Source organism: Streptomyces sp. SA15 (assembly GCF_002291145.1).
In the GTDB taxonomy this organism is placed as follows: Bacteria; Actinomycetota; Actinomycetes; order Streptomycetales; family Streptomycetaceae; genus Streptomyces.
The window spans coordinates 36,638-63,161 of sequence record NZ_NTGE01000142.1 but is presented as its reverse complement, the minus strand read 5'-3'; the positions used below and the strand labels follow the sequence as shown (position 1 = coordinate 63,161).

Genomic DNA, 26,524 nt, shown 5'->3' with positions numbered 1-26,524 from the left:
CAACCAACCCGGCCCACCCCGGGCCGGGTCGCTCAGTCACCGCCGACGGTAGCCCAGGCCGTCACTCCTCGACCGTCAACCCCTTCCGCAGCCGCACCAGTGTCCGCGACAGCAGCCGCGACACATGCATCTGCGAGATGCCGAGTTCGTCACCGATCTCGGACTGGGTCATGTTGGCGACGAAGCGCAGGGAGAGGATCTTCCGGTCCCGGGACGGGAGTTCTGCGATCAGCGGCTTCAACGACTCGACGTACTCGATGCCTTCGAGCCCGTGGTCCTCGTAGCCGATGCGGTCCGCGAGGGCGCCCTCGGTGTCGTCCTCCTCCGGCTGGGCGTCCAGCGAGGAGGCGGTGTAGGCGTTCGACGCGGCCATGCCCTCGACGACCTCGTCGTTGGACAGGCCGAGGCGCTCGGCGAGTTCGGTCACCGTGGGCGCCCGGTCCAGCTGCTGGGCCAGTTCGTCACCGGCCTTGGCCAGGTCGAGCCGGAGCTCCTGCAGTCGGCGCGGTACGCGCACCGACCAGGACGTGTCGCGGAAGAAGCGCTTGATCTCTCCGACGATGGTTGGCATCGCGAAGGTGGGGAACTCCACACCTCGGCTGAGTTCGAAACGGTCGATCGCCTTGATCAGGCCGATCGTGCCGACCTGGATGATGTCCTCCATCGGCTCGCTGCGGGAGCGGAAGCGGGAGGCGGCGAACTTGACCAGGGCGAGGTTGAGTTCGACGAGCGTGTTGCGGACGTACGAGTACTCGTGGGTGCCTTCCTCCAGCGACTCCAGGCGCTCGAAGAGGGTTTTGGACAGGGCCCGTGCGTCCACCGGTCCCACCTCGTCGTACGGGGGGATGTCCGGAAGCCCTGCGAGTACGTCGTCCTGTTCGACTGTTTCGACTGTGACGTGCGTCGCGTCCTGTTCGACGTCGACGAGTATGTCGTCGCGTACGTCGGTGCGCTCGATGGGATCCAGATGTTCCGGGGGGGATGTCGACGTCGCCTCATGGGTATGCGATGCGTCGAGCCGGGGTGACATGATGTCCTCCATCGTTCTCGGCATATGGCTGCCGAAGCCAGTTCCGTAGCACTGCGGTGTGCGGCGCCTCCAAAGCCGGCCGTGTTCGGGTACGTGTCCCTACTAGCCCTACCCGCTTTCCCGAGCCCGCCGCAAGTGCGTTTTGTTCGTAAGTGTCCGTTTGCGTGCGATTGTTCGGGTGTCGGACGGCGTAGGGAAGGCGTAGTGTTCGAGGGCGTCAGTCAGCAGTCACGACGTCGGGAGAGAGAGACGGCATGGACCGCGGGACGGTCGGCAGCGCACAGTCGGGCCGGCTTCTGGTTGAGGTTCGCGAAGAGGGCTCCAGTGCCGTCGTGACCCCGGCGGGTGAGTTGGATCACCACACGGCCGATTTGTTGCGTGAGCCACTCGAGGAATGCCTCGCCAAAGGATTCAGTCGGCTGGTGGTCGACTGCTCGCGCCTGGAGTTCTGCGATTCCACCGGCCTGAATGTGCTGCTGGGTGCGCGACTGAAGGCGGAGGCCGCCGGAGGCGGGGTGCACCTGGCGGGGATGCAGCCCGTGGTCGCGCGCGTCTTCGAGATCACCGGGGCGGACGCGGTCTTCACCGTCCACGAGACCGTGGCAGCGGCCCTCGCCGGCGAACCGGGCGGCGTTGACGAAGCCGGCTGAGCCGGTGGATCCGGCCGCGGCCGTCTCGGCCGTTCCACGCTCATCCCCTGCTCTGCCCCGCTCATCCCCTGCTCTGCCCCGCTCGTCCCCCGTCCTTGCCCTGCCCGTCCCCCGCTCGGCCCCCTGTGACCGGCGCTTTCCGGGCGTCACGGCCCTCGTGCCGAATACAGGGGTGTTCTGCCGGTCCGGTCGGGCAGGAGACATCCGTACTGCCTGTCGGGACCGACCGGTCGCGGTTCCTGTCGAGCCGACTGCCGTACTGACCGTGTAGTGACTGTGTACAGATTTTTTGATTCGTGAACCGGTGAATCGGTGAGGTGAAGCGCTGATGAGCACCACCCGGCCTTACCCGCCGGGCGACCGCGGCCCGGAGCCCAGCGGCGCTTCCGGGGCGTCCGAGGGGGGCGTGCCCGCGACCGGGGCGTCCGTGGAGGACGCGGCCGTGTCGTCGGGGGGACGCCAGGTCCGCAGGCTGAGCTTCGACGGGGCGAGCGGGGTCGTCCCGCTCGCCCGCGACTTCGCCCGCCAGGCGCTGTACGCGTGGGGCTGGCTGCCCGCCGCCACCGCCGACCAGCGGGCCGCCGCCGAGGACGTGCTGCTCGTCGTCTCCGAGCTGGTCACCAACGCCTGTCTGCATGCCGAAGGGCCGGACGAGCTGCGGATCGCCTGCGACAACAAGGTGATCCGCGTCGAGGTCTCCGACAAGGGCACGGGCCAGCCGGCCCCCCGCACCCCGCACCGCGCCGGCCGCCCCGGCGGCCACGGCATGTTCATCGTGCAGCGGCTGTGCCTGGACTGGGGGGTCGTACGCAGCCCGGGGGTCGCGGGCAAGACGGTCTGGGCCGAGCTGGGGGCGCCGGCGTAACGCCGTCCCGGCGGTCCGTGTTACGCCGTCCCGGCGGTCCCGCGCAACGCCGTCCCAGTCCGCGCAACGATCGGGGCCCCCGTAACGCCGCCCCGGTCCGCGCAACGCCGACCGGGGCCCGCGTAACGCCGCCCCAGGGTTACCCGCGGTTCGCGTTTTTCTCCCCACGTCACCGAGTGCGCGCCGGATCACCACACATCCGGCGCGCACTTTGTCTTCCCTCCACAAGGCCCCGGGCGTACCTTGACGGCCGATCTGATGTGCCGTCAGGAAATCAGGAATGAGGGGACCGTGCCGTGTCGTACCCGAAACGAACCGCCGTGCTCGCCTCCGCCGCGGCCCTGGCCGGCTCGGCGGTGCTGATGGCCGCCCCCGCAGCCCACGCCGAGGTCGTCGACGTCAACTACCAGTGCAAGACCCCGATCGGCGACAAGAGCGCCGTCTCACCCATCGACATCAAGGGCGTCAAGAGCGGCGGCGGCTACAAGGTCACCATGTCGTGGCAGAAGGGCGTCTCCTCCAGCCCGGTCGAACTCGGCAAGGGCTCGATGAACCCGAGCGCCACCATCAAGCTGGGCGGCGCCGACAGCGGCACCATGACGGTGACCGGCCCCGCCAACCAGGAGGCTATTCCCGCCAACACCCCCATCAAGATCAGCGACCTGTCGGGCACGTACACCCCGAAGAAGACCGGCGAGGTCACCTTCACGGCGGGCGTGCTCACCATCAAGGCGCTCGGTACGACGACGACGTGCACGCCGACGAACGACCCGGAGCCCTCGCTGACCCTGGACGTGACGGCGGCGAGCGGCGGCGGGGCGCCCCAGAGCGGCTCCGAATCGGGCAGCGGCTCCGGCGCCGAACTCCCGCAGACCGGCCCCGAGGACTCCGCCATCGCCCTCGGCACGCTCGGCGGAACGGTGCTGCTCGCGGGCGCGGCGGGGGCGCTGTGGCTGACGCGGCGGAACCAGGCGGCGGCGCGGGTGCGCCACTGACCCGTTTTCGCACGACGCGCGACCGCACGACCTCTGGATCCGCCGATGCCGAAGATGCCGCCGATGTCGTCCGACGCCCGTGTCCTGTGTCCGTCACTCCTGGCCCCGCTGAGCCTGCTGGCCCTGCTGGCCCTGCTGGTCCTGCTGGGTTCCGCCACGACGGCGGCCGCCGCCGACGGGTGGTCCGCCTCGCCCTCCGGCGGCGGCCGGCCGTCCTTCTACGCCGAGGGCGCCCCGGGGAGCGTGCTGCAGGACGCGGTGTCCGTGACGAACCGGGGCGCCGGGCCGATCACCGTACGGCTGCGGGGCACCGGCGCGCCGATCGTCTTCGCGGACCGCACGGTACGGATCCCCGCCCGCACCCGCGCCGACGTCCCCTTCACGGTGACCGTCCCGGCCGGTGACCGCGGTGCCGAGATCGTCGCGCGCGGCCCGGACGGCGGCGACCAGCGCGTCGGTCTCCGACTCCGCGTCACCGTCCCCGAACTGTCCGCGCTGACCGTGGAGCACGTCGCCGTCCGCGGCGACCACATCGCGTACGACCTGGTCAATCGCGGTACGACGGCCCTCGTGCCGCGGCTCGCGGTGGGCGCGGACGGCCTGCTCGGCCCGGTCCTCGACCGCGCCCCGCGCACCCTGCCCCTCGAACTGCCCCCGGGCCGCCGCGTCCACCTCACCGAACCGTGGCCCGACCGGCCCGCTCTCGACGCGGTCGACGTGCGGCTGACGGTGACGGCGGCGGGCGGGGCCGGCGACACGGCGGAGACCTCGGTGCGGTTCGCCCCCTGGGGCGCGGTGGCGGGGGCCGGGGGAGCGGTGGCGGCGGGCGGTTCCTTCATCGCCGTACGACGACGAAGGCGCCGTAGGGACGACGGCGCCGCGCCCGAATCCCCGCGTGTGGAAGACGAGCTGACGGGAGCGACGACGTGAGCGGCAAGGTGCGGACGCGGATACGGATACGGATGCGGATTCCGGCAACGCTGGCGATGGTGCTCGCGCTGTTTCTGGTGCCCCTGGTGCCCCTGGTGCCCCTGGTGCCCCTGGGCGGCACTGCCGTGGCGGCGGACGGGCCGAGTGTGAAGCTGTCCAAGTCGCAGGCGGGGACCGGGGGCTCGATCACCGTCACCGGTGACGGCTGGCGGGCGCGGGCGTTGCTGATGATCCTGATCTGCGGGCAGTCCGCGCCGTCACGGGGTGTGGTCGGCGGCACCAACTCCTGTGCCAACGCGGACGGTCGGGCCGTCACCACCGACGCCGAGGGCCGTTTCAGCCGGAAGCTGCCGGTCGCCGAGCCGCCGGTGCCGTGTCCCTGCGTGGTGCACGTGGCGACGGTGACCGGGGCGAAGGCCGAGGCGGACGCGATCTTCCAGGTCGCCGGGCACGCCGTCGAACCGCTGCCCGCGGAGCCGGCCGGCGGACGTCTGTCGGTGCTCACCGACACCCGGCTCGACGGGTCGAGTGGGCTGCTGACCTGGTTCGGGGCGCCGCCCGCGCGCACCCTTGTCTTCACCGTCGGCAACGTCGGCAGCTCCGCCGTCAAGAGCCCGGTGTTCCAGGTCGGCACCTCCCACGGGGTGTTCGCGCCGGAGTGGCAGGAACAGCAGTGGCGCGGCACGATCCAGCCGGGCCGCAAGGCCCAGATCGAACTGCCGGTCGAGCTGGCGGCCGGAGCGCACGGCGACTACACCGTCTCGCTGAAGTACGGCGGGAAGGTCCTCGCCGAGCAGCCCTGGGGCGTGGGGCGGCCCTGGGGCGTGACCCTGTTCTGGGTCCTGGTCTGCCTGGTCGTGCCTGCCGCGGTGTTCCGCGCCGGGATGGCGGTGGTGGACCGGGTACGGCCGCGGCGCGCCGGCGGGATCCGGCATCGCGGGCTGCGGCTGCCCGAACTCGCCCTGCGCCTGACGGGGTTGCAGACGCCCGGCGTAGCCGCTGAGCCGGAGACCCCCTCTGCTTCGACCCTGCCGTGGTTCACCCCGGACGCCGATCCGGGCACGGCCGGTCGACTCTCCGCACCGCACGACGACAGCCCGACGAGTCCTACGACTCCCACCAGGAAGGGTCCCACGTGAGCAAGCGAAGGAGAGTCATACCGGTCGGCACAGGGATCGGCACAGGGAGAAGAACGGGCGCGGCCGGCGTCGCCCTGATGCTCGGCGGGACGGGCATCCTGCTCGGCGTGGCCGCGGGGCCCGCCCAGGCAGCCGAGGTGTCGTACGCCACCCGGTGCGTCCCGCCCCCGGCGTCCGGTCTCGGCCCCGTCGACGGCACGACCAAGGTGGAGATCACCGCACCGGCCACGGCGAAGGTGGGCGAGGAGGTGGAGGTGGTCTGGAAGTTCCTCCGAGCCGCATCGAAGAACCCCGACCTGATCGACCTGCCGGCGAACTCGGTCCAGCCGTCCGGCACGTTGAAGGCGGCCGGTGCGCAGACCGCGGCCGTCGCGATGCAGGGGCCGCGGGAGAACCCCGCGATCCCCAAGGGCGGCGACATGGTGCTGTCCGACATGAAGGGCGAGCTGAAGCTGACGGCACCGGGGCAGGTGACGCTGACGCCGGACGCGTACGACATCAACGTCATGTCGACGGACACGAAGTGTGCGCCCACGGGGGCCGTGCAGCCAGGGGCGACTATCACCGTGACGGCGGGGGACGGGACGGCCACACCGACACCGACACCCACACCCACGTCCACGTCCTCGCCGAGCGAGTCCCCTGATCCGACGGGTACGCCCGGCACGCCAAGCGCGTCGGCGAGTGAGAGCGGGGGAAGCGGGGGCAGCGGAGGCTCGGACACGGGCGGTACCGGAGGCGGGGGTGGGCAGACCGACTTCACCGGCAAGGAGGTCCAGGTGCCGTACGCCTGCAAGACGCCCATCGGGGACAAGAGCGCCACCTCGCCGGTGCAGATCGACGCCAAGAAGAACGGCGGGAGTTTCGATCTCACGGTGCGGTTCGGGGCGTCGGTGATGGACAGCCCGGCCGACATTCCCAAGGGCTCGGTGAAGCCGTCGATGGAGGTCGTCCTGGGCGGCGCCGACAAGGGCACGGTGCATGTGGAGGGCCCGGTGAACGACGAGGACATCAAGTCCGGGCAACCGATCGAGATCCCGGACCTGACGGGTACGTACAAGCCGGGCGCGAGCGGCAAGTCGACGTTGTCGCCGGGCGTCCTGACGGTCAAGGCCCTCGGCACGACCACGACCTGCACTCCGACCAAGTCGGAGGCGTCCCTCACCCTGGATACGACGGAACAGGCGGGCGGAGCGTCCGGCGGCTCGGGCGGCTCGGGCGGCTCGGGCACATCGGGCGGATCGGGAGGCTCATCGACGTCCGGCGGCCTGGCGGCGACCGGCGCCGAGGACGACGGCACCCTGAAGGCCCTGGGCCTGGTGGCCGGGACGGCGGTCCTGCTGGGCGGGGCGGTGTTCGCGTTCATGCCGGGACGGAGGATGCGCTAGCCCCCCGAGTCGCACCAAAAACACGTCGCACCAAAACCACAGAGAGGCCGCTGGAATCCACGTGGATTGCAGCGGCCCCGTCGGCCCAGGGCCAGCGTGAGATGGCCCAGCATGATCACCGCACCGGCCACGGCGACGGTCTTGCGCGGCCCCAAGACCCGGTCGCCGAACCAGCCGCCCGGCATGGCGAGCAGGTACACCAGCGACACGTACACCGAGTAGATCGCGGTCGCCGTGCCCACGCTCAGGTGCAGGCCGCCCGGAGCGACCAGATACAGCGGGAGGAGAGCCCTCATGCGTAGTAGGAGAAGCGCTCCCACATCTCGGTCATGAAGAGAGTGGCCAGTCCGCGGGGGTGGCCGAAGAAGGAGGTCTCGGAACCGGGGGTGTCCGGGGTGACCGAGTCCTTCGTCAGGCTGGACGCCATGGTCGATCCTTGCTGGTCGGGTGGGGGGCCGGCCCGCACGCAAAAGAGACCTTCAGTGGCGGATCGCCATCAAAGGTCCCTGTGGTGTTACAGGCGTTCTTTCACCATACGGCAGAGTAATACCGGAAATGAAAGTACTTGGGGCCTGAATCGCAGGTGGAGAAGGAACCGCGCCCTGCTTTCAAAGGTCCTTCTTGGGATTCCATCGCATAGACATAGGTTCACGCCCGAGTAAGAAAGCCCGCTCGGTCCGGCATGTCCAAAGGTAAGAATCATGCTTCCGGATCACACTCCAGCTCTTGTCATAGGCGGACTACCATCACCTCATGACCCGTGTACTGCTCGCCGAGGACGATGCGTCCATCTCGGAGCCGCTGGCCCGCGCCCTGCGCCGGGAAGGCTACGAGGTCGAGGTGCGTGAGGACGGACCCACCGCGCTCGACGCCGGAATGCAGGGCGGCGTCGACCTGGTCGTGCTCGACCTGGGTCTGCCCGACATGGACGGCCTGGAGGTGGCCCGTCGGCTGCGCGCCGAAGGCCACACCATCCCGATCCTCATCCTGACCGCGCGCGCCGACGAGGTGGACACCGTCGTCGGCCTGGACGCGGGCGCCGACGACTACGTCACCAAGCCCTTCCGGCTCGCCGAACTGCTCGCCCGCGTCCGGGCCCTGCTGCGGCGCGGCGCCGCGGAGCCGGCGCAGCCGCCGGCCACGCACGGCGTGCGGATCGACGTCGAGTCGCATCGGGCGTGGATGGGCGACGAGGAGCTTCAGCTCACCGCCAAGGAGTTCGATCTGCTGCGCGTTCTCGTGCGGGATGCCGGGCGGGTGGTGACGCGGGACCAGCTGATGCGGGAGGTTTGGGACACGACGTGGTGGTCGTCCACCAAGACGCTGGACATGCACATCTCCTGGCTGCGGAAGAAGCTGGGGGACGATGCGGCTAATCCCAGGTATATCGCCACTGTGCGTGGGGTGGGGTTCCGCTTCGAGAAGAGCTAGGCGGGGGTCGCGTTTGCGGGTACGGGCCGTGGGTGCTGGTCGCGCCCACGCGGCGGAGCCGCACATCGATACGGCCCCGCGCCCCTGAAGGGCGTTGGCCCTCAGCACCGCCATAAAGTCACCGCCCGGAGGGCACCGTGCGTCGCCGTCTCATCCAGTCCACCCTCGCTGTCGTGCTCGTGGTCATCGCTGTCTTCGGTGTCTCCCTCGTCATCGTCGAGACCCGCACCATCAGCAACAGCGCCCAGGAACGCGTGGACCTGGAGGCCGCGCGGCTGGCCAGCATCGTGGACAGCCGGCTTCTGGGGGCGGGGACCGTCAACGCGGAGGTCCTCCAGGAGCAGGTCACGGACGAGCGGTTCGCCGTGATCCGGATTCCGGGGGAGCCGGCCATCGAGGTCGGCTCCAGACCCAGTGGTGACGTCATTCGCGGCGAGGCCGAGGGCGAGGAGGGCGAGACGGTCGTCATCGAGGAGCCGCGCTCCTCGGTGACCCGCGAGGTCGGCCGTACGCTGCTGATCATCGGGCTGGTGGCGCTGCTCGCGGTGATCGCCGCGGTGCTGCTCGCGATCCGCCAGGCCAACCGGCTCGCCTCCCCGCTCACCGACCTCGCGGAGACCGCCGAGCGCCTCGGCTCGGGCGACCCGCGCCCCCGGCACAAGCGCTACGGCGTCCCCGAGCTGGACCGGGTCGCCGACGTCCTCGACTCCTCCGCCGAGCGCATCGCCCGCATGCTCACCGCGGAACGCCGGCTCGCCGCCGACGCCTCCCACCAGCTGCGTACGCCGCTGACCGCCTTGTCCATGCGCCTGGAGGAGATCACCCTCACCGACGACCCGGACACGGTGAAGGAGGAGGCGAACGTCGCGCTCACACAGGTGGAGCGCCTCACGGACGTGGTCGAGCGGCTGCTGACGAACTCCCGCGACCCCCGCACCGGCTCCGCCGTCACCTTCGACCTCGACGAGGTCATCCAGCAGCAGCTCGCCGAGTGGCGCCCCGCCTACCGCAACGTGGGCCGGGCCATCGTGAGCTCCGGCAAACGGCACCTCCAGGCGGTCGGCACGCCGGGGGCGGTCGCGCAGGTGCTGGCCGCGCTGATCGAGAACTCCCTCATGCACGGCGGCGGCACGGTCGCGCTGCGCACCCGCGTCACCGGCAACCAGGCCGTCATCGAGGTCACGGACGAGGGGCCCGGCGTCCCCGCCGACCTCGGGGCACGGATCTTCGAGCGCGCGATCAGCGGCCGCAATTCCACGGGCATCGGCCTGGCGGTGGCCCGTGACCTCGCGGAGGCCGACGGGGGACGGCTGGAGATGCTCCAGGCCCAGCCGCCGGTATTCGGACTGTTCCTGTCGCGCACGCCGGTGAAGAAGTCGTCGGTGGACAGCTCGGAGCCGACGGTTCGCTGACCGATCGCTACGGCACGCGCTGCTTCGGGCGCGGCTTCTTCGCCTGCGCCTCCAGGATCGACTCCGCGCTCGCCACCGCCTCCTTGGCCGGCAGCGCGCGGAACACCCACGTGCGGTAGGACCAGAAGCGGAACAGCGTCGCGACGCCGATGCCGACGAACTTGAAGATGTTGCTCTGCAGCGGGCTGTCCCAGCCGAAGCTGTACGTCGCCGTGTAGAGCACGCCGTTCTCGATCACCAGGCCGACCGCGCTGAACAGCAGGAACAGCGTGAGTTCCTTGGTGCGGCCGCTCTTATCGCGGTCACGGTAGGTGAAGTAGCGGAAGCCGAGGTAGTTGAAGACGATCGCGACGATCGTGGCTATGACACTCGCCCGCACCACCTGGAGGTCGGTCACATGCCGTACCAGGTTGAACACGAGGAGATTGACCAGGACACCCGCTCCGCCCACCGCCCCGAACTTGGCGACCTCGCGCGCCAGCCGGTCGAGTCGCTGCCGCGCCGCGCTGCGGGGTGCTCTGGGCCCCGTACGGAGCCCTTTGGAACCATGTTCCATGCCTGTCCAGGCCCCCGTCCGGTCGGTTTCGTCAACCCAGCCATGCTAACCACCCCCTTTCCGTGATCGCCTGTGGGCGGGCTCAAAGGTCCGGAAAGACGGGCCCGCAGCAGGGGAAATCGGCCACCGTGGCGCGGCCGATACCCTAGGAGCGTGACGTTCCCGGTAGTCGGCATGGTCGGCGGGGGGCAGCTCGCTCGTATGACACACGAGGCGGGCATCCCGCTCGGCATCAGGTTCAAGCTCCTCAGTGACACCCCTCAGGATTCCGCGGCGCAGGTGGTGAGCGATGTCGTCATCGGCGACTATCGCGATCTCGGCACGCTGCGCGAGTTCGCGCGGGGCTGTGACGTGATCACCTTCGATCACGAACACGTACCCACCGAGCACCTTCGGGCGCTGGAGGCGGAGGGCATACCCGTCCGCCCCGGCCCGGACGCGCTGGTGCACGCCCAGGACAAGGGCGTGATGCGCGCGAAGCTGGACGCGATCGGGGTGCCGTGCCCGCGGCACCGGATCGTGAGTGACCCGGCCGACGTGGCCGCCTTCGCGGCGGAAGGCCTTCCCGAAGGCGCCGAGGGCGACGGCTTCCCCGTCGTCCTGAAGACCGTCCGCGGCGGCTACGACGGCAAGGGCGTGTGGGTCGTCGGCAACGTGACGGAAGCCGAGGACCCCTTCCGCGCCGGCGTGCCCGTGCTCGCCGAGGAGAAGGTCGACTTCGCCCGGGAGCTGGCCGCCAACGTCGTACGCTCCCCGCACGGCCAGGCCGTCGCCTACCCGGTCGTCGAGTCCCAGCAGGTGGGCGGCGTCTGCGACACGGTCATCGCGCCCGCCCCGGACCTCGACCAGGGCCTGGCGCTCAGGGCCGAGCAGATGGCCCTGACCATCGCCAAGGAGCTGGACGTCGTCGGCCACCTCGCCGTGGAGCTGTTCCAGACCCGCGACGGCCGCATCCTCGTCAACGAGCTCGCGATGCGCCCGCACAACTCCGGCCACTGGACCCAGGACGGCGCGATCACGTCCCAGTTCGCCAACCACGTCCGGGCCGTCCTCGACCTCCCGCTCGGCGACCCGCGCCCGCGCGCGAAGTGGACGGTCATGGTCAACGTCCTCGGCGGCGACTTCCCGGACATGTACTCGGCGTACCTGCATTGCATGGCCCGCGACCCCCAGCTGAAGATCCACATGTACGGCAAGGACGTGAAGCCCGGCCGCAAGGTGGGTCACGTCAACACCTACGGCGACGACCTGGACGACGTGCTGGAGCGCGCCCGTCACGCAGCCGGCTACCTGAGAGGCACGATCACCGAATGAGCCCTGTTGTTGGCATCGTCATGGGTTCGGACTCCGACTGGCCCGTCATGGAGGCCGCCGCCAAGGCCCTCGACGAGTTCGACATCGACTACGAGGTCGACGTCGTCTCCGCGCACCGCATGCCGCGCGAGATGATCACGTACGGCGAGCAGGCCGACGAGCGCGGCCTGAGGGTGATCATCGCGGGTGCGGGCGGCGCCGCCCACCTGCCCGGCATGCTCGCGTCCGTGACCCCGCTGCCGGTGATCGGCGTGCCCGTGCCGCTGAAGCACCTCGACGGCATGGACTCGCTGCTGTCCATCGTGCAGATGCCGGCCGGCGTCCCCGTGGCCACCGTCTCCGTCGCCGGCGCGCGCAACGCGGGCCTGCTCGCGGCCCGGATCCTGGCGGCGGGCGACGACGAACTCCTCGCCCGGATGCGGGAGTTCCAGCAGGAGCTGAACGACCAGGCCACCGAGAAGGGCAAGCGCCTGCGCGCCAAGGCCGAGGGGTCGGGCAACGGCTTCGGCTTCGGGAAGTGACGGCCATGACCTCCGTGGAGGCGGCCCGGGAACTCCTCGCCGAGTTCCCGGTCGTCGACGGCCACAACGACCTCCCCTGGGCGCTGCGCGAACAGGTCCGCTACGACCTCGACGCCCGGGACATCGCCACCGATCAGAGCGCCCATCTGCACACCGACCTGAGGAGGTTGCGCGCGGGCGGCGTCGGCGCGCAGTACTGGTCGGTGTACGTGCGCGCGGATCTGCCGGACGCGGTGCCGGCCACGCTGGAACAGATCGACTGCGTACGGCAGTTGCTGGCACGCCACCCGCGGGACCTGCGCCCCGCGCTGACGGCGGCCGACATGGAGGCGGCGCGCGCGGAGGGCCGTATCGCCTCCTTGATGGGCGCGGAGGGCGGCCACTCCATCGCCAACTCCCTCGCCACACTACGGGCGCTGTACGCCCTCGGCGTCCGCTACATGACCCTCACCCACAACGACAACGTGGCCTGGGCCGACTCCGCGACCGACAAGCCGTGTGTCGGCGGCCTGTCGGCCTTCGGCCGTGAGGTCGTGCGGGAGATGAACCGGGAGGGCATGCTGGTCGATCTCTCGCACGTGGCGGCGACGACGATGCGGGACGCGCTGGACGCCACCTTCGCCCCGGTGATCTTCTCCCACTCCTCCTCGCGGGCCGTCTGCGACCACCCGCGCAACGTCCCGGACGACGTCCTGGAACGCCTCCCCGCGAACGGCGGCGTGGCGATGGTCACCTTCGTCCCGAAGTTCGTGCTCCAGGCGGCGGTCGACTGGACGGCCGCGGCGGACGACAACATGCGCGCGCACGGCTTCCACCACCTCGCCACCACCCCCGAGGCGATGAAGGTGCACCGCGCCTTCGAGGAACGGCACCCGCGTCCGGTCGCGACGGTCTCGACGGTGGCCGACCACCTGGACCACATGCGCGAGGTGGCCGGCATCGACCACCTCGGCATCGGCGGCGACTACGACGGCACCGCCTTCACCCCGGACGGCCTGAACGACGTCTCCGGCTACCCGAACCTGATCGCGGAACTCCTCGACCGCGGCTGGTCCAAGCCAGACCTGGCCAAGCTGACCTGGCAGAACGCGGTACGGGTCCTGGGCGCGGCGGAGGATGTGGCACGTGATCTTCAGGCGCGGCGGGGGCCGTCCAACGCGACGATCGAGTCACTTGACGGCTGAGCCGTAGCGGTACCGGAATCTGGTACCAGGGTGGTACAATGTTCCGGTACCATTTCGGGGTCGCAGGAAGGGGTGGCCGCGCATGACCATAAGCGCCAGCGAAGCACGACGGGACTTGTTCCCCCTCATCAAGCGTGTCAACGACGACCACACCCCGGTCCGCATCAGCTCCAAGGGCGGCGACGCCGTCCTCATGTCCGCGGACGACTACGAGGCCTGGCAGGAGACCATCTACCTCCTTCGCTCGCCCGCGAATGCCCGGCGTCTGATGGAAGCCGTCGCACGTGACAAGGCAAGTGCGGCCACCGTCACCAAGACCGTGGAAGAGCTGCAGGACCTGGCAGGGGACGAGTGAGAAGCGTCCACTTCGATCCGGACGGCTGGGAGGACTTCCTGTTCTGGCTCGGCGCGGACCGCAAAATGGCCCGCCGGATCACCCGTCTGATCGGTGAGATCCAGCGGGACCCTTTCGTCGGCATCGGGAAGCCCGAACCTCTCAAGGGCGACCTGTCCGGCTACTGGTCCCGCCGGATCGATGACGAGCACCGACTGGTTTACCGGGCGGACGACAAGGAAGTGAAGATCCTCAAGGCCCGTTACCACTACCACGACTGAGAGCAGGACAGTCGCCGGGGTCACTGAACCGGCCGACCCCCGAACGCCCCGCCCACCAGGCAAGCCCTCCCGGCCCCGTGCGACGGTGACCGTACTTCGGATCACGACGTACGGAGCCCCGTCATGGCAGATCTCCAGGACGACCTGCACACCACCGCCGAGGCCGACGAGCTCGACGACCTGCCGGAGCCCCTGCCCGCCGACCTCTTCCCCACAGCGCCGGTCGGCGACCCGGACGCCTCCCCACTGGAACGGGCCCGCGCCATCCTGGCCGCCTACCCCGTCGCCGACGGCTACAGCGGACTGCCCTGGGCTCTGCGACACCTGCGCTGGTTCGACCTGGAGCTCGGTGAGAGCGCCGTCGACACGGACGTACCGCGGCTGCGCGAGGGCCACGTCGGTGCGCTGCTGTCGTCGCTGCACCTGCCCGAGGGGCTCGCCGGCGACCAGGCTGTCGGCGCCACCCTCGAGCAGCTGGACCTGGTGAAGACGGTGGTGCGCACCCACCCGGAGGGACTGCGCCTCGCCTACTCCGCCGGCCAGACCATCGACGCACGCAACTGCGGCCGCGTCGCCGTCCTGCTCGGCCCCGCCGGAGCCGCCGCCGTCGGCGACTCCCTCGGCATCCTGCGCTCCCTGCACGCCCTCGGTCTGCGCGTCCTCACGCTGTCGGGCGTGTCCTGGGCGAGCGAGGCAGGACTGACCCGCTTCGGCGAGGAGGTCCTCAGGGAGATGAACCGGCTCGGCGTCCTCGCCGACCTCTCCGGGACCTCCGAGGAGACGATCCGCCGGACGCTCGCGGTCTCCAAGGCGCCCGTGCTGTGCACCCGCTCAGCCGCCCGCGCCCTGCGCCCCCACCCGGCCAACCTCCCCGACGACCTGCTCGCCGAACTGGGCGCCGCCAAGGGTCTGTGCATGGTGCCGCTGACCGCCGAGCAGACCGGCGCGACCGTCCGGGACGTCGCCGACCACCTCGACCACGTACGCGCGGTCGCGGGCCCGGAGAGCGTGGGCCTGTCCGGCACCTACGACGCCGGCACCGCGCACCCCCAGGAGCTCGGCGACGCCTCCTGCTACCCGAACCTGGTCGCCGAGCTGCTGCACCGCGGCTGGACCGACATCGACGTCGCCCAGCTGACCTGGGTCAACGTCCAGCGCGTCCTGCGCGAGGCCGACTTCACCGCCCGCGCGGCCCAGCAGCGCCGGGAGCCGTCCACGGCGAAGATCGCGGACCTCGACGGGTAGGCAGTCCCGAAGGGTCTAGCCCGAAGGGTTTAGATCGGGTCGATAAGGGTCTAAATCGGATCGATCCGGCAGAGGCAGAACGGATGGCCGGCCGGATCGGCGTACACCTGGAAGTCCTTCTTCTCCCGGTCCTCCAGGTCCAGCGGGCGCGCGCCCAGCGCCAGGACCTTCTCGTGGGCCGCGTCGATCTCCTCCCACGTGGTTCCGGCGTCGAAGTCGATGTGGAACTGCTGCGAGTTCCGGTCGGCGCGCGGCCACTGAGGCGGGGTGAAGCCCGGCGCCCGCTGGAAGGCGAGCCGGGGCCCGCCCGGAATCCGCAGGACGACCCAGTCGTCGTCCTCGGCCTCGGGCGTGCCGCCGCCGACCTGCGCGTAGAAGGCGGCGAGTGCGTGCGGGTCGGGACAGTCGACGACGACGGAACGGAAACGTGCGACGGGTGCCATGGGATCCTCCCGGGTCAGCGGACGGTCAGCGGACGGTCAGCGGGCGATCAGCGGACGGTCAGCAGGCACACAGGCAGAACGGGTGCCCCGCCGGGTCCGCGTAAACCCGGAAGGTCCGCGAGCGGTCCTCCGTCTCCAGCGGCTTCGCGCCCAGCGCGAGCACCCCCTTCTCCGCCGCGTCCAGGTCCTCCACGTCCAGGTCCAGATGGAACTGCTGCGAGTGGTCGGGCGCGGGCCACTTCGGCGGTACGAAACCGGGGGCGGCCTGGAAGGCCAACGCCTGGCCGTCGGGCAGCTTCAGGTCCACCCACTCTCCCTGGTCCTCGACGGTGCCGCCCAGCACCTCGGCGTAGAAGCCGGCAAGGGCGTGAGGGTCGGGACAGTCCAGGACGACGACACCCAGCTTGGCGAGAGCCATGACTTCCTCCTCGAAGTCGAAAGTTACCTGCCTTCGGGGTTACCCATAAAGACGGGTAACCGGTAACCGTTACTGCATGCTCCCGCATTGGCGGTAACGTCGCAAGGTAATTCGAGAGGTGGCGCACAGACATGAGCGAGAGATCGCCCGCCCCGGGAGGCCTCGCCCTGGTCGAGTCCCTGGTGAACACGCTGGACATCGAGTCGGGCGCCGACGCGCTCGACACGGCTGACGGCCGGGCGCCCTTCGGGCTGGCTCAGGACGAGGTCCCGGCCGCCCGTGAGCTGCGCGAGTCGCTGCGCGCGACCCTGCTCGCGCACGCGGGCCACCCGCCGCACCGGGCGGTGACCCCGCTGGGGGAGCTGCTGGCGGCGGCTCCGCTGCTGGTGAGGGTCGACGCGGGCGACGGCTCGGCCTCCCTCACCCCCGCCGACGAGGGCCCTCTGCTCTCCCGCGTCGCCGCCGCCGTCGCCGAGGCACTGGTCGCGGGGACCTGGTCACGCCTGAAGGCCTGCGAGGCCGCCGACTGCTACTGGGCGTACTACGACCGCAGCCCGGCCGGCCGCGGCCGCTGGTGCTCGATGCAGGTCTGCGGCGCCCGCGCGAAGATGCGCCGCTACCGGGCGAAGGACTGACCTACGCCTCCTCCTTCCCGCGGGCATTCCCCTGCGCAGTCCCAGGCGCAGTCCCCGGCGCGTTCCCCGGCGCGTTCCCATACGGCGCCGCCGCCCGGGAGCCGACCAGCAGCAGGCACAGCACCGCGACACCGGCGACGATACCGGCCAGGACGAGAAGCGGATCGAGCGGACGGGCCGTGGAGGCGGTGGTCTGCGTCTGGGGCATCTGTGATGCCTGAGGTGCTTGGGATGCCTGCGGCGCCTGCGGTACGGCCGCCGCGGAAGAGGTCGCGGACGGCGACGAGGACGGCACACGCGTCGCCGGTCGCCTGCTGCTCGCTGTGGTGCGGTTCGTGCTCGGCACGGTCGCGTGGTGTCCCGATGAAGAGCCGCTGCCGTGCTCGTGGGTCTCAGGCGCGGCCGGCGTGGTCGCCGGTGCCGCAGCGCGGACCGTGATCCCGGCTGTCATGTCCGGGTGGACGGTGCAGTAGTAGCCGTACGATCCCGCCGCGGTGAACGTGAAGCTCCAGCTCTGCCCCTTGTCGAGCATGGGCGAGTGGATCGAGACCGGGCCGGACGTGGTCTTCACGTCGTGCGGTGCCGTGTCCTGGTTGGTCCAGGTCACCGTGGACCCGACAGGGACGGTCAGGGACGCGGGCGCGAAGGCGTACCCCTTCATCGCCACCCGGTACGTGGCCGCCGACGCCTGCCCGGCCGGCAGCAGCGGCAGGGCGAGCAGTGCGAGGACGGCGGACGCGGCGGCACCCCGGGCCGCCCGCCGTGGCGCCCTCACGCGAACTCCGCCGCGACGAGCAGCCGCAGCCGGGTGGCCGGACGCCGCCAAGGCAGCCGGAACCCGGTGGCGCGGCGCAGCAGCCGGTACGGCAGCCGGGCGGTCCCCACGACGAGCAGCCGGTCGTCGGCACGGTCGACCACGCGCAGCCGCAGCAGGGCCGGGAAGGCGGTGCCGTTCAGGTGGAGGTCGGCGGTGAGCTGGAGACGGCCGCCGGACTCGTCGATGTCGACGCGCTCGGAGCCGAGCACGGCCTTGAGGGGCCTGCCGTCGAACTCGTAGCGGAAGAAGGGCTCTTCGGCGTCGTCGGGCACCGTGAGCCAGGCCCCGGCGAGGCGGACCCGGCGGCGCAGGGTCGGCAACGGGCCGTACCAGGCGGTGAGTTCGACGAGGGAGCGGCCGGGGGCCACGGAGTACCGGCCGGGCAAAAGCAGTTGACCGAGCAAGTCCTGGGACTCGGGCGGGGGCGGGACGGTGGGCAGGGTGACGGTCGTCATCCCGGTCTCCTTGGAAGGGCGGTTCCCGAAGCGTGGCGATGGTGTGGAGAATGGAGCGGGCGCCGCTCCGGCCGGCTGAGCCCCGGCCGGAGCGGCGTCCACCTCTGTGCGCGGGCCGCGTCAGCAGTTGTCGGTGAGGAAGTCCGTGGTGGGCGTGAGCATCTGCCCGGCCCAGACGGTGTGCATCTTCACGTAGCTGTCGACGTTGAGCAGGTCGGTGACCTGCTGTCCGAGCGATTCCTCCAGGTGCGCCTTGTTGACGTGGTTCAGCAGCACGCTGAGGGTGTCGTCGAGCACCGTGCCGCCGCCTTCGATGGCGGGCTTGAGGATGCTCTCGACCCACACCGTGTGCATCTTGATGTACGAGTCGAGCGCGAGCGCGTCCTGCACCTGCTGGCCCGGGGACCGCTCCAGGTGCGCCACGTAGAGGTGCTGGAGGATCGGCAGCAGCACGTTCTTGACGCTGGTGCACTGCTCGTCGTCACCGGAGCCGCCGCCACCACCGGTGCCGCCCGTGGGGGTCGGTGTGGGAGTCGGTGTCGCCGTGGGACCGGGCGTGGGGCCGGTCGTGGGCTCGGACGTGGGTGTCGGAGTGGGAGTCGGCGTGGGCGTCGATCCGCCGCCGTCGCCCTCGACGACCTTCACCGACGCCACCATGTCCGGGTGCACCGCGCAGTAGTACTCGTACGTCCCGGCCTTGGTGAAGGTGTACGACCACGAGTCGCCCTGCTCCAGCGTCCCGGAGTCGAAGTCCTCCGGGGCCTTGGTGGTGGTCACCGTGTGCGGCGCGCTGTCGTGGTTGGTCCACTGGACCGTCTGGCCGACCTCGACGACGAGCTGCTTCCCGTCGCCGAACTGGTTGCCCATGATGTCGACCTGGTAGTCGGCCTCGGCGGCAGCCGCGGGCTGCGCCTCGGCGGCCGCGGGCGCCTGAGCCGCGCCCGCGACCGGCTCCGAGGAGCCGACCTGGCTGGAGCCCGAGGCCGCGCTCAGCAGCCCGAGACTGAGTACGGCGGCCAGGGCCGCACCGAGCCCGGCGACCAGCAGGCCCCGGTTCCCGGCGGGCGCCTTGCGCCGCCGTTCCCCGGTCGCACCGGTCGCACCGGCCTCATCGTTTCGTTTCACTACGACTCCTTTGCGCTTTGGGTAGTTCAACGGCCGGGATCGGCCGTGACCAGCAGACTCGTCACGGCGAGCACGACGAGGACGAGCCCCGTCTCCACCGCGACCGAGTAACCGAAGGGCCGCACGGTGGCGGCGTCGCCGCGCAGCAGCACGGCGAGATCGAGGCGGGTGCGCACCCACTGGCGGCTCGCGTACGCGGCCGGCAGGACGCCCCCGAGGACGGCCGTCTTGATCAGCAGCAGCTGTCCGTACGAGGTGTGCAGCAGGGCGTCGTACGACCCCACCACCTGCCAGGCGAGCACCAGCCCGGCGCCGACGATGCCCGCGACGCTCACCGCCGCGAGCCGCGAGTAGCCCTGCACCACCGCGGCCAGCTCCCCGGCCCGGCGGCGCGGCAGCACGGCCATCGTGAGCATGGCCAGCCCGCCGATCCACAGCGAGACGCCCAGGAGATGCACGAAGTCGGCGACGGCACCCCAAGTCGGCTCGCTGCCCTCGGAGTTGTGGCCCGTCATACCGGTCGTACGCAGCAGCCCGAACGTCACCGCCAGCGCGCCCACCCGCCAGCCGGGGGAGCGGGAGGTGCCCTCCCCGCCCTGCAGCAGCGCGCCCAGCACCACGGCCGCCAGCACCCACAGCAGACCGCGCGAGGCGATCACCACGCCGGGTTCGGTGGCCAGGACGTCGGCGTACGTCGCCGGGCGCAGCGCGTCCCGCAGGCCGCCGAGGGCGGTGTACGCGCCCTGGAGGCCGAGACTCGCGACCGTGGCCAGCAGTCCGACCACCCAGGCGAGCGCGAGCAGCGCCCGGGCCCGCGGCTCGTGCGCGCCGCGCGGCCACAGCAGCGCGACGAAGGCGAGCCCGCCGACGAACACGGCCAGCGCGAGATAGCCGGCCCAGCGGGCGGCTACGAGACCCTTGCGCACCGAGGGGGAGGGTGCGGGAGCGGGGGTCGCGGCCTCGTCGCCGCCGTTCTTGGTGACCGCGGCCGGTGCCGTGTCCCCTTCACCGATGGTGTAGGCGATCCGGCCGGAGGAGGCGTGCCCGTCCTCCTCGTCGACGACCGACCAGACGACGGCCAACTCACCGTGCCCCGGGGCGGCGAGGGCGACGCGCACGGCGTCGGCGCCGCCACCCGGCGCGCGGGAGACGGGGAGCCGGTCGCCGGCGACCGTCAGCACGCGGACGTCCGCGAGGTCGACGGGTTCGTCGAAGGTGAGGGTGAGGTGGTCGGGGGCCCGCTCGAGGTCCGCGCCGTCCTTGGGGGAGGAGGCGACCAGTTCGGTGTGGGCGGAGGCGGCCTGCGGCGCGCCGATCAGGCCGTAGAGGAGCGGGGTGAGGACGAGCAGGAGGAGCGTGCGGCGGACGGTCTGCGTCACGGCGTCGCCTCCGGCTGCGGGGAGGCGGTGCCGCCGAGGAGGCTGCCGACGGGGGCGAGGCCCACGCAGGGGGAGGGCTGCGGTTCGGGTTGCGGGGTGGCATCCGTGCCGTCGGTCCCGGTCGGGTTGAGGAGACCGAACACGGGCTGGGTGAGTGCGGTGAGGAGCGGCCGTACGAGGGTGACCTCGCCGTCCTCGCAGGTGTCGGGGTCGGTCGGCGAAGGGGTGGGGGTGGGGGTGGGCGTCGGGGATGCGGTCCCGCCGGGGGGCGGGGTCTCGTGGCCGGAGTGGCCGCCGGGGCCGGTATCGCCGCCGTGGCCTGTGTGGCCGCCCTGGCCGCCGGTGCCGTACCCGGTGTCCCCGCCGATACCGCCGTACGGCGGCAACCCCCCGCCGGTCACCGGGAATTGCCCCGTCCCCGCTCCCGGATCCCGCGCACCGGCGTCTCCCGGAGCGGCCGGGCTCGCCGGTGCCGTGGCCGCGGGCGGTGCCGTCGGGGGAACGGCGGCCTCGGTGGTGCGGGAGGGGGCGCCGATGCCCGAGGCGTACCCCAGCACGATCACCACGGCGCCGACGAGCGCGCCCGCCACCACTTCGTCGCGGTGGTCCCGCGGCCACTCCGCCCTACGGAACAAGGGCATGATCACTCCTGGCATGGTCAGGTCAACCAAATGGGAAGGTGTGGCGAATGACGACCAGTGGAGTGGAGGGCGGATTCCGCGTGACTACGCGTCGGTTAAACAGCCGTTGCCTACCTCTCTTTCGCAGGGGGGTGGACTGTGAGAACGGTCAATTCCCCATACCGCTCGAATTGAATTCGAACGCGTGTTGATGATTTCAGGGAGGGTAGGCATATGTAGGCGTGCTGGTCCTGGTGCCGCACGCCCATACGCAGCCGGTGAGACCGGCCGTGGCCGTGCAGCCGTACAGGAAATCTCCGTATTCTCGCCTGTTTCTTCACCAAACCGCGCGAGAATTCCCGGAGTTATGCCGAACCCGTCGTTAATTCACGGAAACCCGACCGAATTCCCGGAACTGGCCGCTCTCAGGCGGTCGGCCGCCCCATCGCCCGGTACGTCCATCCGGCCTTCCGCCACAACGCGGGGTCGAGGGCGTTGCGCCCGTCCAGGATCAACCGGGTCGCCGCGACCTCGCCGAGCGCCGCCGGGTCCAGCTCGCGGAACTCCCGCCACTCCGTCAGATGCAGTACGGCGTCCGCGCCCCGCACGGCCTCGACGGCGGTGTCGGCGTACCCGAGCGTCGGGAAGATACGGCGGGCGTTGTCCATGCCCTTCGGGTCGTACACCGTGACCTGGCCGCCCTGGAGATGGATCTGCCCGGCGACATTGAGCGCGGGCGAGTCCCGGACGTCGTCCGAGTCCGGCTTGAAGGTCGCGCCGAGCACGGCGATCCGCTTGCCCAGGAAGGGCCCGCCGCCCAGCGCCTGCCGCGCCAGCTCCACCATCTGCCCGCGCTGGCGCATGTTGATCGAGTCGATCTCGCGCAGAAAGGTCAGCGCTTGGTCGGCACCCAGCTCACCGGCGCGCGCCATGAAGGCGCGGATGTCCTTGGGCAGACAGCCACCCCCGAACCCGATCCCGGCCCGCAGGAACTTCTTCCCGATCCGGTCGTCGTACCCGATGGCCTCGGCCAGCTTGGCGACATCGCCACCGGACGCTTCACACATCTCCGCCATGGCGTTGATGAAGGAAATCTTGGTGGCGAGAAACGAGTTCGCGGAGGTCTTCACCAGCTCGGCGGTCGGAAAGTCGGTGACCACGAACGGAGACCCCTCCGCGATCGGCGTGGCGTACACCTCCCGCAGCAGCTCCTCCGCCCGCTCACTGCGCACCCCCACCACGATCCGGTCCGGATGCAGCGTGTCGTCCACGGCGAAGCCTTCACGCAGGAACTCCGGGTTCCAGGCCAGCTCGGCGCCCTCGCCGGCGGGGGAGTTCTCGACGAGGTAGCGGGCCAGCCGGTCGGCGGAGCCCACCGGGACGGTCGACTTGCCCACGACGAGCGTGGGACCGGTCAGGTGCGGTGCGAGAGAGGCGAGGGCGGAGTCGACGTACGACATGTCGCAGGCGTACTCGCCGTGGCGTTGCGGGGTGGTCACGCACACGAAGTGGATGTCACCGAAGGCGGCGACCTCGGCCCAGTCCATGGTGAACCTCAGGCGCCCGCTGGACCCCTCGATGCCGGCGACGTGCTTGCGCAGCAGATCGTCGAGGCCGGGCTCGTACATGGGAGCCTCGCCGCGCTCCAGCTTCGCGATCTTCTCGGGCACAACATCCAGCCCCAGCACCTCGAACCCGAGCTCGGCCATGGCCGCGGCGTGCGTGGCGCCGAGGTAGCCGGTACCGATCACGGTGATCTTCAGGCTCATGGGGTGCTCCAGGGGACGGCGTGGTGCGGGGTGGTACGCGTGGGGGCGCGCGGGAAGAGCATAGTCGGGGCATGGGAAAGCCCCTTGGCGGGCAACTTTCCCGCTGTCGCCAAGCTCACGTATCACTCCGGTGGGCGGGCCCCTAAAATTTGAGTTACTTAACGGTAATTAGCGCCAGCATCGCAGCGTCTTTGGAGCGTGAGAGACCTTGGCCGGATCGGCTGACTTCGACCTGTACCGCCCGTCCGAGGAGCACGACATGCTCCGCGACGCCATCCGCTCGCTGGCCGAGGCGAAGATCGCGCCGTACGCCGCGGCGGTGGACGAGGAGGCCCGCTTCCCGCAGGAGGCGCTGAACGCCTTGGTGGCGGGCGACCTGCACGCCGTCCACGTCCCCGAGGAGTACGGCGGCGCGGGCGCGGACGCGCTGGCCACGGTGATAGTCATCGAGGAGGTGGCGCGAGTCTGCGCGTCCTCCTCCCTCATCCCCGCGGTGAACAAGCTGGGTTCGTTGCCCGTGATCCTCTCCGGCTCGCAGGACCTGAAGAAGAAGTACATGACCCCGCTCGCCAAGGGCGACGCGATGTTCTCGTACTGCCTCTCCGAGCCGGACGCGGGCTCGGACGCCGCCGGCATGAAGACCAAGGCGGTCCGCGACGGCGACCACTACGTCCTCAACGGCGTGAAGCGCTGGATCACGAACGCGGGCGAGTCGGAGTACTACACGGTGATGGCCGTGACCGACCCCACGAAGCGCTCGAAGGGCATCTCGGCGTTCGTGGTCGAGAAGTCGGACGAGGGTGTCTCCTTCGGCGCCCCGGAGAAGAAGCTGGGCATCAAGGGCTCCCCGACCCGCGAGGTCTACCTGGACAACGTCCGCATCCCCGCGGACCGCATGATCGGCGAGGAGGGCACCGGCTTCGCCACGGCGATGAAGACCCTGGACCACACCCGCATCACGATCGCCGCGCAGGCACTGGGCATCGCGCAGGGCGCCCTGGACTACGCCAAGGGCTACGTCCAGGAGCGCAAGCAGTTCGGCAAGCCGATCGCCGACTTCCAGGGCATCCAGTTCATGCTCGCCGACATGGCCATGAAGATAGAGGCGGCCCGCCAGCTGACGTACGCGGCGGCGGCGAAGTCCGAGCGGGGTGATTCCGACCTCACGTTCCAGGGGGCGGCGGCGAAGTGCTTCGCGTCGGATGTGGCGATGGAGGTGACGGTGGACGCGGTTCAGTTGCTGGGTGGGTACGGGTATACGCGGGATTATCCGGTGGAGCGGATGATGCGGGATGCGAAAATCACACAAATCTACGAGGGTACGAACCAGGTCCAGCGGATCGTGATGGCGCGGAACTTGCCGTAAGCTGCGCCGACTGTTTTCGTCGCCCTCCGCCTGGTCATTGGGCGGAGGGCGACGTGCGTATGCCTCGGGTTGCTGTCACTGGTGCAGCTCGAACCAGGTGACTTTCCCGGCTCCGCTTGGGACGGGACGACTGCCCCAGGCCTGCGCGCACCGACTTACGAGTAAGAGACCACGGCCGCCGTCGAGTTCGATGCCCCCACTGGTCGGACTTGGCAGTACGTCGCTCTCGTCCCGCACGCTGACGTGGAGGGTGCCGTCGTCCCAGTGGACGTGCACGGTCGCGGGACCGGCGGCGTGACGGTACGCGTTGCCGCACAGCTCGGTGGTGAGCAGCTCTGCGCCTGAGAGGGGGAGTCCGTAGTCACCTTGTGTGACATCCAGGATGCGGATGTCTTCCGCGGCTTTGATGTTTCCGGGGATTCCCCAGGCGAACTGGTATCTCTGATAGTCCGTCAACGGCCGCCGCACGACTCGTACGCGCCCGATGGAGCGCCCTGACGTCACATATCCCCGTACCCGCTCATGCCAGCGTGAATTGTGGTCCGCGGGCTTCGGCTCCCCCCCGAAGGAAGCGGGCGACGTTCTCGGCCTCCCTCGGCATCGTGTAGGTGGGCTGGGCCTCGAACCGCCATGCGTCACGTTCGTACGTGTCGAACGTCCGCCGCCACTCGTCACCATCCAAGAGCATGTACGGCCTCCCTGAGTACTGCTTCCGGGATCTCCACCAAGGCCTCGCCTTCCGGTGCTACGAAGGCGTGGGACACGTTCCCTTGAACCACGAGGGAGCCGTTTGCCGTGCGGTAGACGTTCGGGCAGTCGTCGTCATCGCAGTTGGGCCCGTCGAGCTTGCCGGTGAGTCGCGTGAGTCCCTCGCGTGCCATGGCGCCTCCTCTTCTCGGGCCCCGTTCGGCGCCCCCGCAACGACGCTACGGAGGGACATCGCTGCACGTCCATGCGGACTCTGGACTATTCCCGATCTGGAATAAACGATCTAAGAGCTGTCCCGAAAGTCGCCGTTCACGGTTTGCCTGGTCTGGTTGCTTGGAGTCCTCGGGTCAGGCGCGCGAGCGTCTCAGGGACCCTGCGCACGGTCATGCTCTGTTGCAGGAGTTCGAGGTCGGCGCCGCGAGCGCCGAGGTGGGCCAGTAGCGGCTGGTACCGGTCGGAGCGATCGCGTAGGAACTCGGTGGCCAGCCGGAGCTCCAGCCGCACGCATTCGATGCGGTGCCCGCCGCAGTCCACGGTGACGTAGTGCCGCCAGGGGCCGGGTCCCTGGCACTCCCATCCATCCTCGTCGCACGGTACTTCCACTGTGCTGACGCTGAATCCAACGCCGTCCAGGCTGTAGCAGGCGAAGTACTGCCGGGCCGATGCGAGCCATTGCGGAGCGGTCACACACGGAAAGTCCGCCAGCGCTTCGGCAACGGCATCGACGGCGTGGCGTCGGTCGACGAGGATGTCGACATCACCCACGGGCAGGTCGACGCCCTGCAGGCAAGCCGCTGCCGTGCCGACGAGCCGGTAGCGCAGCCCCGGAGCGACAGCCCCGATCAGGTCAAAGCCGGTGCGCAGCACCGCGTCCAGTTCGTGGCGGTCACGCAGCGGCTGAGTTTCGATCCCATCCATGGTCGACAGGGTGCCCGATGGGTCTGACATTGCTCGCTCCCGACGACGGGTCAGGCAGCCCTTGGTCTCCCGGAACGTTCTCAGGTTGAGCTGACGGCCGGGCGCCAGGCCGGGTTTTGGGCGGCAGATCGCGGCAATGCCGGAGGCGTCGGGGTCGGTCAGATGGTGCCGGCGAGGTTGTGGACGCGTCCGCTGCGGAGCTCGCGTCCCTATCCGTTGCAGCCGGCCCGGACGGCGACCGGTTCGCCTGCGCGGATGATCGAGCCGAGCATGGCGTGGGCGGCTTGGAGCTGTTCGATGGAGCGGCTCAGGCGCTCGCGTTCGTGCTTGAGGTCCTGGGCCATTTCCTCGCAGGTTGGCGCCAGGATGGCTCCCTCGTCGGCCATGCAGGGCAGCACCTCCCGGATCAGGTCGGTATTCAGCCCGGCCGCGAGCAGGATCCGGACCCGGCGCACGGTGGCCACATCGGACTCGTCGAACTCGCGGTAGCCGCTGGCTCGCCGCTGCGGTCGCAGCAACCCTTGCTGCTCGTAGTACCGCAGGCTCCTGGTGCTGACGCCGGTGCGCCTCGACAGCTCGCCGATGAACATGTGACT

29 protein-coding genes and 2 pseudogenes are annotated in these 26,524 nt (G+C 70.4%); 16 read left to right on the top strand and 15 right to left on the bottom strand.

Annotated elements, in window-relative coordinates; genetic code table 11:
• Nucleotides 1-61: 61 nt before the first annotated feature.
• Nucleotides 62-1,030: an RNA polymerase sigma factor SigF gene (locus tag CLM62_RS32880; protein ID WP_095753593.1), complete on the bottom strand. Its 969-nt coding sequence runs from the start codon at nucleotides 1,028-1,030 to the stop codon at nucleotides 62-64.
• A gap of 254 nt (nucleotides 1,031-1,284) precedes the next feature.
• On the opposite strand from CLM62_RS32880, the gene CLM62_RS32875 reads away from it, so the two are divergent.
• The 6 genes from CLM62_RS32875 (at nucleotide 1,285) to CLM62_RS32850 (ending at nucleotide 6,997) form a co-directional block, all read left to right on the top strand.
• Entirely contained in the window at nucleotides 1,285-1,680 is a 396-nt protein-coding gene (locus CLM62_RS32875) for an STAS domain-containing protein (protein ID WP_095753537.1), read from the top strand.
• A 328-nt stretch (nucleotides 1,681-2,008) separates the two neighbouring features.
• Nucleotides 2,009-2,545, top strand: a complete 537-nt coding sequence (locus CLM62_RS32870; protein ID WP_095753536.1) for an ATP-binding protein — start codon at nucleotides 2,009-2,011, stop codon at nucleotides 2,543-2,545.
• A gap of 296 nt (nucleotides 2,546-2,841) precedes the next feature.
• Nucleotides 2,842-3,540 carry an LPXTG cell wall anchor domain-containing protein gene (locus CLM62_RS32865; protein ID WP_095753535.1) on the top strand — a complete coding sequence of 233 codons (699 nt, stop codon included), beginning with the start codon at nucleotides 2,842-2,844 and terminating at the stop codon, nucleotides 3,538-3,540.
• 63 nt (nucleotides 3,541-3,603) lie between these two features.
• Entirely contained in the window at nucleotides 3,604-4,470 is an 867-nt protein-coding gene (locus CLM62_RS50340) for a hypothetical protein (RefSeq protein WP_257004221.1), read from the top strand.
• A 56-nt stretch (nucleotides 4,471-4,526) separates the two neighbouring features.
• On the top strand, nucleotides 4,527-5,609 hold the full coding sequence (locus CLM62_RS32855; RefSeq protein WP_095753592.1) for a hypothetical protein: 1,083 nt from the start codon (nucleotides 4,527-4,529) through the stop codon (nucleotides 5,607-5,609).
• A gap of 77 nt (nucleotides 5,610-5,686) precedes the next feature.
• Complete coding sequence (locus CLM62_RS32850; protein ID WP_095753534.1) at nucleotides 5,687-6,997, top strand: hypothetical protein; 1,311 nt, start codon at nucleotides 5,687-5,689, stop codon at nucleotides 6,995-6,997.
• A gap of 74 nt (nucleotides 6,998-7,071) precedes the next feature.
• Here CLM62_RS32850 and CLM62_RS32845 read toward each other — a convergent pair.
• Nucleotides 7,072-7,424: pseudogene (locus CLM62_RS32845) on the bottom strand (oligopeptide:H+ symporter); the annotation flags it as partial.
• Nucleotides 7,425-7,750: 326 nt separating this feature from the next.
• Here CLM62_RS32845 and CLM62_RS32840 point away from each other — a divergent pair.
• The gene (locus CLM62_RS32840; protein ID WP_095753533.1) at nucleotides 7,751-8,428 is read left to right on the top strand and encodes a response regulator transcription factor; all 678 of its coding nucleotides are present in this window, start codon (nucleotides 7,751-7,753) and stop codon (nucleotides 8,426-8,428) included.
• Between the two features lie 137 nt (nucleotides 8,429-8,565).
• Entirely contained in the window at nucleotides 8,566-9,840 is a 1,275-nt protein-coding gene (locus tag CLM62_RS32835) for an ATP-binding protein (RefSeq protein ID WP_095753532.1), read from the top strand.
• A 7-nt stretch (nucleotides 9,841-9,847) separates the two neighbouring features.
• Here CLM62_RS32835 and CLM62_RS32830 read toward each other — a convergent pair whose 3' ends face one another.
• The gene (locus CLM62_RS32830; protein WP_095753531.1) at nucleotides 9,848-10,396 is read right to left on the bottom strand and encodes a GtrA family protein; all 549 of its coding nucleotides are present in this window, start codon (nucleotides 10,394-10,396) and stop codon (nucleotides 9,848-9,850) included.
• A 153-nt stretch (nucleotides 10,397-10,549) separates the two neighbouring features.
• On the opposite strand from CLM62_RS32830, the gene CLM62_RS32825 reads away from it, so the two are divergent.
• From CLM62_RS32825 to CLM62_RS32800, 6 genes are all read left to right on the top strand, one after another.
• Nucleotides 10,550-11,710 (top strand): 5-(carboxyamino)imidazole ribonucleotide synthase, encoded by a 1,161-nt coding sequence (locus CLM62_RS32825; RefSeq protein ID WP_179382321.1) that lies wholly within the window; start codon nucleotides 10,550-10,552, stop codon nucleotides 11,708-11,710.
• Nucleotides 11,707-12,231, top strand: a complete 525-nt coding sequence (gene purE / locus CLM62_RS32820; protein ID WP_095753529.1) for a 5-(carboxyamino)imidazole ribonucleotide mutase — start codon at nucleotides 11,707-11,709, stop codon at nucleotides 12,229-12,231. The genes CLM62_RS32825 and purE overlap by 4 nt, the downstream gene beginning before the upstream one ends.
• A gap of 5 nt (nucleotides 12,232-12,236) precedes the next feature.
• Nucleotides 12,237-13,415 carry a dipeptidase gene (locus CLM62_RS32815; RefSeq protein WP_095753528.1) on the top strand — a complete coding sequence of 393 codons (1,179 nt, stop codon included), beginning with the start codon at nucleotides 12,237-12,239 and terminating at the stop codon, nucleotides 13,413-13,415.
• A gap of 82 nt (nucleotides 13,416-13,497) precedes the next feature.
• On the top strand, nucleotides 13,498-13,770 hold the full coding sequence (locus CLM62_RS32810; protein ID WP_095753527.1) for a type II toxin-antitoxin system Phd/YefM family antitoxin: 273 nt from the start codon (nucleotides 13,498-13,500) through the stop codon (nucleotides 13,768-13,770).
• The gene (locus CLM62_RS32805; RefSeq protein ID WP_095753526.1) at nucleotides 13,767-14,030 is read left to right on the top strand and encodes a Txe/YoeB family addiction module toxin; all 264 of its coding nucleotides are present in this window, start codon (nucleotides 13,767-13,769) and stop codon (nucleotides 14,028-14,030) included. Before CLM62_RS32810 ends, CLM62_RS32805 begins: the two co-directional genes overlap by 4 nt.
• Before the next feature lie 123 nt (nucleotides 14,031-14,153).
• Nucleotides 14,154-15,275, top strand: coding sequence for a dipeptidase (locus CLM62_RS32800; protein WP_095753525.1), 1,122 nt, complete (start codon nucleotides 14,154-14,156; stop codon nucleotides 15,273-15,275).
• Between the two features lie 50 nt (nucleotides 15,276-15,325).
• On the opposite strand, the gene CLM62_RS32795 is transcribed toward CLM62_RS32800, so the two are convergent.
• Nucleotides 15,326-15,718 (bottom strand): VOC family protein, encoded by a 393-nt coding sequence (locus CLM62_RS32795; protein ID WP_095753524.1) that lies wholly within the window; start codon nucleotides 15,716-15,718, stop codon nucleotides 15,326-15,328.
• Between the two features lie 58 nt (nucleotides 15,719-15,776).
• On the bottom strand, nucleotides 15,777-16,136 hold the full coding sequence (locus CLM62_RS32790; protein WP_095753523.1) for a VOC family protein: 360 nt from the start codon (nucleotides 16,134-16,136) through the stop codon (nucleotides 15,777-15,779).
• A gap of 131 nt (nucleotides 16,137-16,267) precedes the next feature.
• Here CLM62_RS32790 and CLM62_RS32785 point away from each other — a divergent pair, with 131 nt between their 5' ends.
• Nucleotides 16,268-16,771, top strand: coding sequence for a CGNR zinc finger domain-containing protein (locus CLM62_RS32785; protein ID WP_095753522.1), 504 nt, complete (start codon nucleotides 16,268-16,270; stop codon nucleotides 16,769-16,771).
• Between the two features lies 1 nt (nucleotide 16,772).
• Here the strand turns inward: CLM62_RS32785 and CLM62_RS32780 are convergent, their stop codons facing one another.
• The 6 genes from CLM62_RS32780 to CLM62_RS32755 all read right to left on the bottom strand — a co-directional run bounded on the left by CLM62_RS32780 (nucleotide 16,773) and on the right by CLM62_RS32755 (nucleotide 22,936).
• The gene (locus tag CLM62_RS32780; protein ID WP_095753521.1) at nucleotides 16,773-17,546 is read right to left on the bottom strand and encodes a cupredoxin family copper-binding protein; all 774 of its coding nucleotides are present in this window, start codon (nucleotides 17,544-17,546) and stop codon (nucleotides 16,773-16,775) included.
• On the bottom strand, nucleotides 17,543-18,043 hold the full coding sequence (locus tag CLM62_RS32775; RefSeq protein WP_095753520.1) for a hypothetical protein: 501 nt from the start codon (nucleotides 18,041-18,043) through the stop codon (nucleotides 17,543-17,545). Before CLM62_RS32775 ends, CLM62_RS32780 begins: the two co-directional genes overlap by 4 nt.
• A gap of 120 nt (nucleotides 18,044-18,163) precedes the next feature.
• The gene (locus tag CLM62_RS32770) at nucleotides 18,164-19,168 is read right to left on the bottom strand and encodes a plastocyanin/azurin family copper-binding protein (RefSeq protein WP_095753519.1); all 1,005 of its coding nucleotides are present in this window, start codon (nucleotides 19,166-19,168) and stop codon (nucleotides 18,164-18,166) included.
• Nucleotides 19,169-19,194: 26 nt separating this feature from the next.
• Entirely contained in the window at nucleotides 19,195-20,547 is a 1,353-nt protein-coding gene (locus CLM62_RS32765) for a copper resistance CopC/CopD family protein (protein ID WP_095753518.1), read from the bottom strand.
• Nucleotides 20,544-21,188 (bottom strand): hypothetical protein, encoded by a 645-nt coding sequence (locus CLM62_RS32760; RefSeq protein ID WP_095753517.1) that lies wholly within the window; start codon nucleotides 21,186-21,188, stop codon nucleotides 20,544-20,546. Before CLM62_RS32760 ends, CLM62_RS32765 begins: the two co-directional genes overlap by 4 nt.
• A 404-nt stretch (nucleotides 21,189-21,592) precedes the next feature.
• Complete coding sequence (locus CLM62_RS32755) at nucleotides 21,593-22,936, bottom strand: UDP-glucose/GDP-mannose dehydrogenase family protein (RefSeq protein ID WP_095753516.1); 1,344 nt, start codon at nucleotides 22,934-22,936, stop codon at nucleotides 21,593-21,595.
• A gap of 208 nt (nucleotides 22,937-23,144) precedes the next feature.
• Here CLM62_RS32755 and CLM62_RS32750 point away from each other — a divergent pair, with 208 nt between their 5' ends.
• Entirely contained in the window at nucleotides 23,145-24,302 is a 1,158-nt protein-coding gene (locus CLM62_RS32750; RefSeq protein WP_095753515.1) for an acyl-CoA dehydrogenase, read from the top strand.
• 333 nt (nucleotides 24,303-24,635) lie between these two features.
• Here CLM62_RS32750 and CLM62_RS32745 read toward each other — a convergent pair.
• The 4 genes and pseudogenes from CLM62_RS32745 to CLM62_RS32730 all read right to left on the bottom strand — a co-directional run.
• Nucleotides 24,636-24,990: pseudogene (locus CLM62_RS32745) on the bottom strand (DUF6879 family protein); the annotation flags it as partial.
• On the bottom strand, nucleotides 24,974-25,183 hold the full coding sequence (locus CLM62_RS32740) for a hypothetical protein (RefSeq protein ID WP_095753514.1): 210 nt from the start codon (nucleotides 25,181-25,183) through the stop codon (nucleotides 24,974-24,976). The pseudogene CLM62_RS32745 and the gene CLM62_RS32740, both read right to left, overlap by 17 nt.
• Nucleotides 25,184-25,319: 136 nt before the next feature.
• Nucleotides 25,320-25,928 carry a hypothetical protein gene (locus tag CLM62_RS32735; protein ID WP_143659192.1) on the bottom strand — a complete coding sequence of 203 codons (609 nt, stop codon included), beginning with the start codon at nucleotides 25,926-25,928 and terminating at the stop codon, nucleotides 25,320-25,322.
• Between the two features lie 209 nt (nucleotides 25,929-26,137).
• Nucleotides 26,138-26,518, bottom strand: a complete 381-nt coding sequence (locus CLM62_RS32730) for a MerR family transcriptional regulator (RefSeq protein WP_095753512.1) — start codon at nucleotides 26,516-26,518, stop codon at nucleotides 26,138-26,140.
• Nucleotides 26,519-26,524 lie beyond the last annotated feature (6 nt).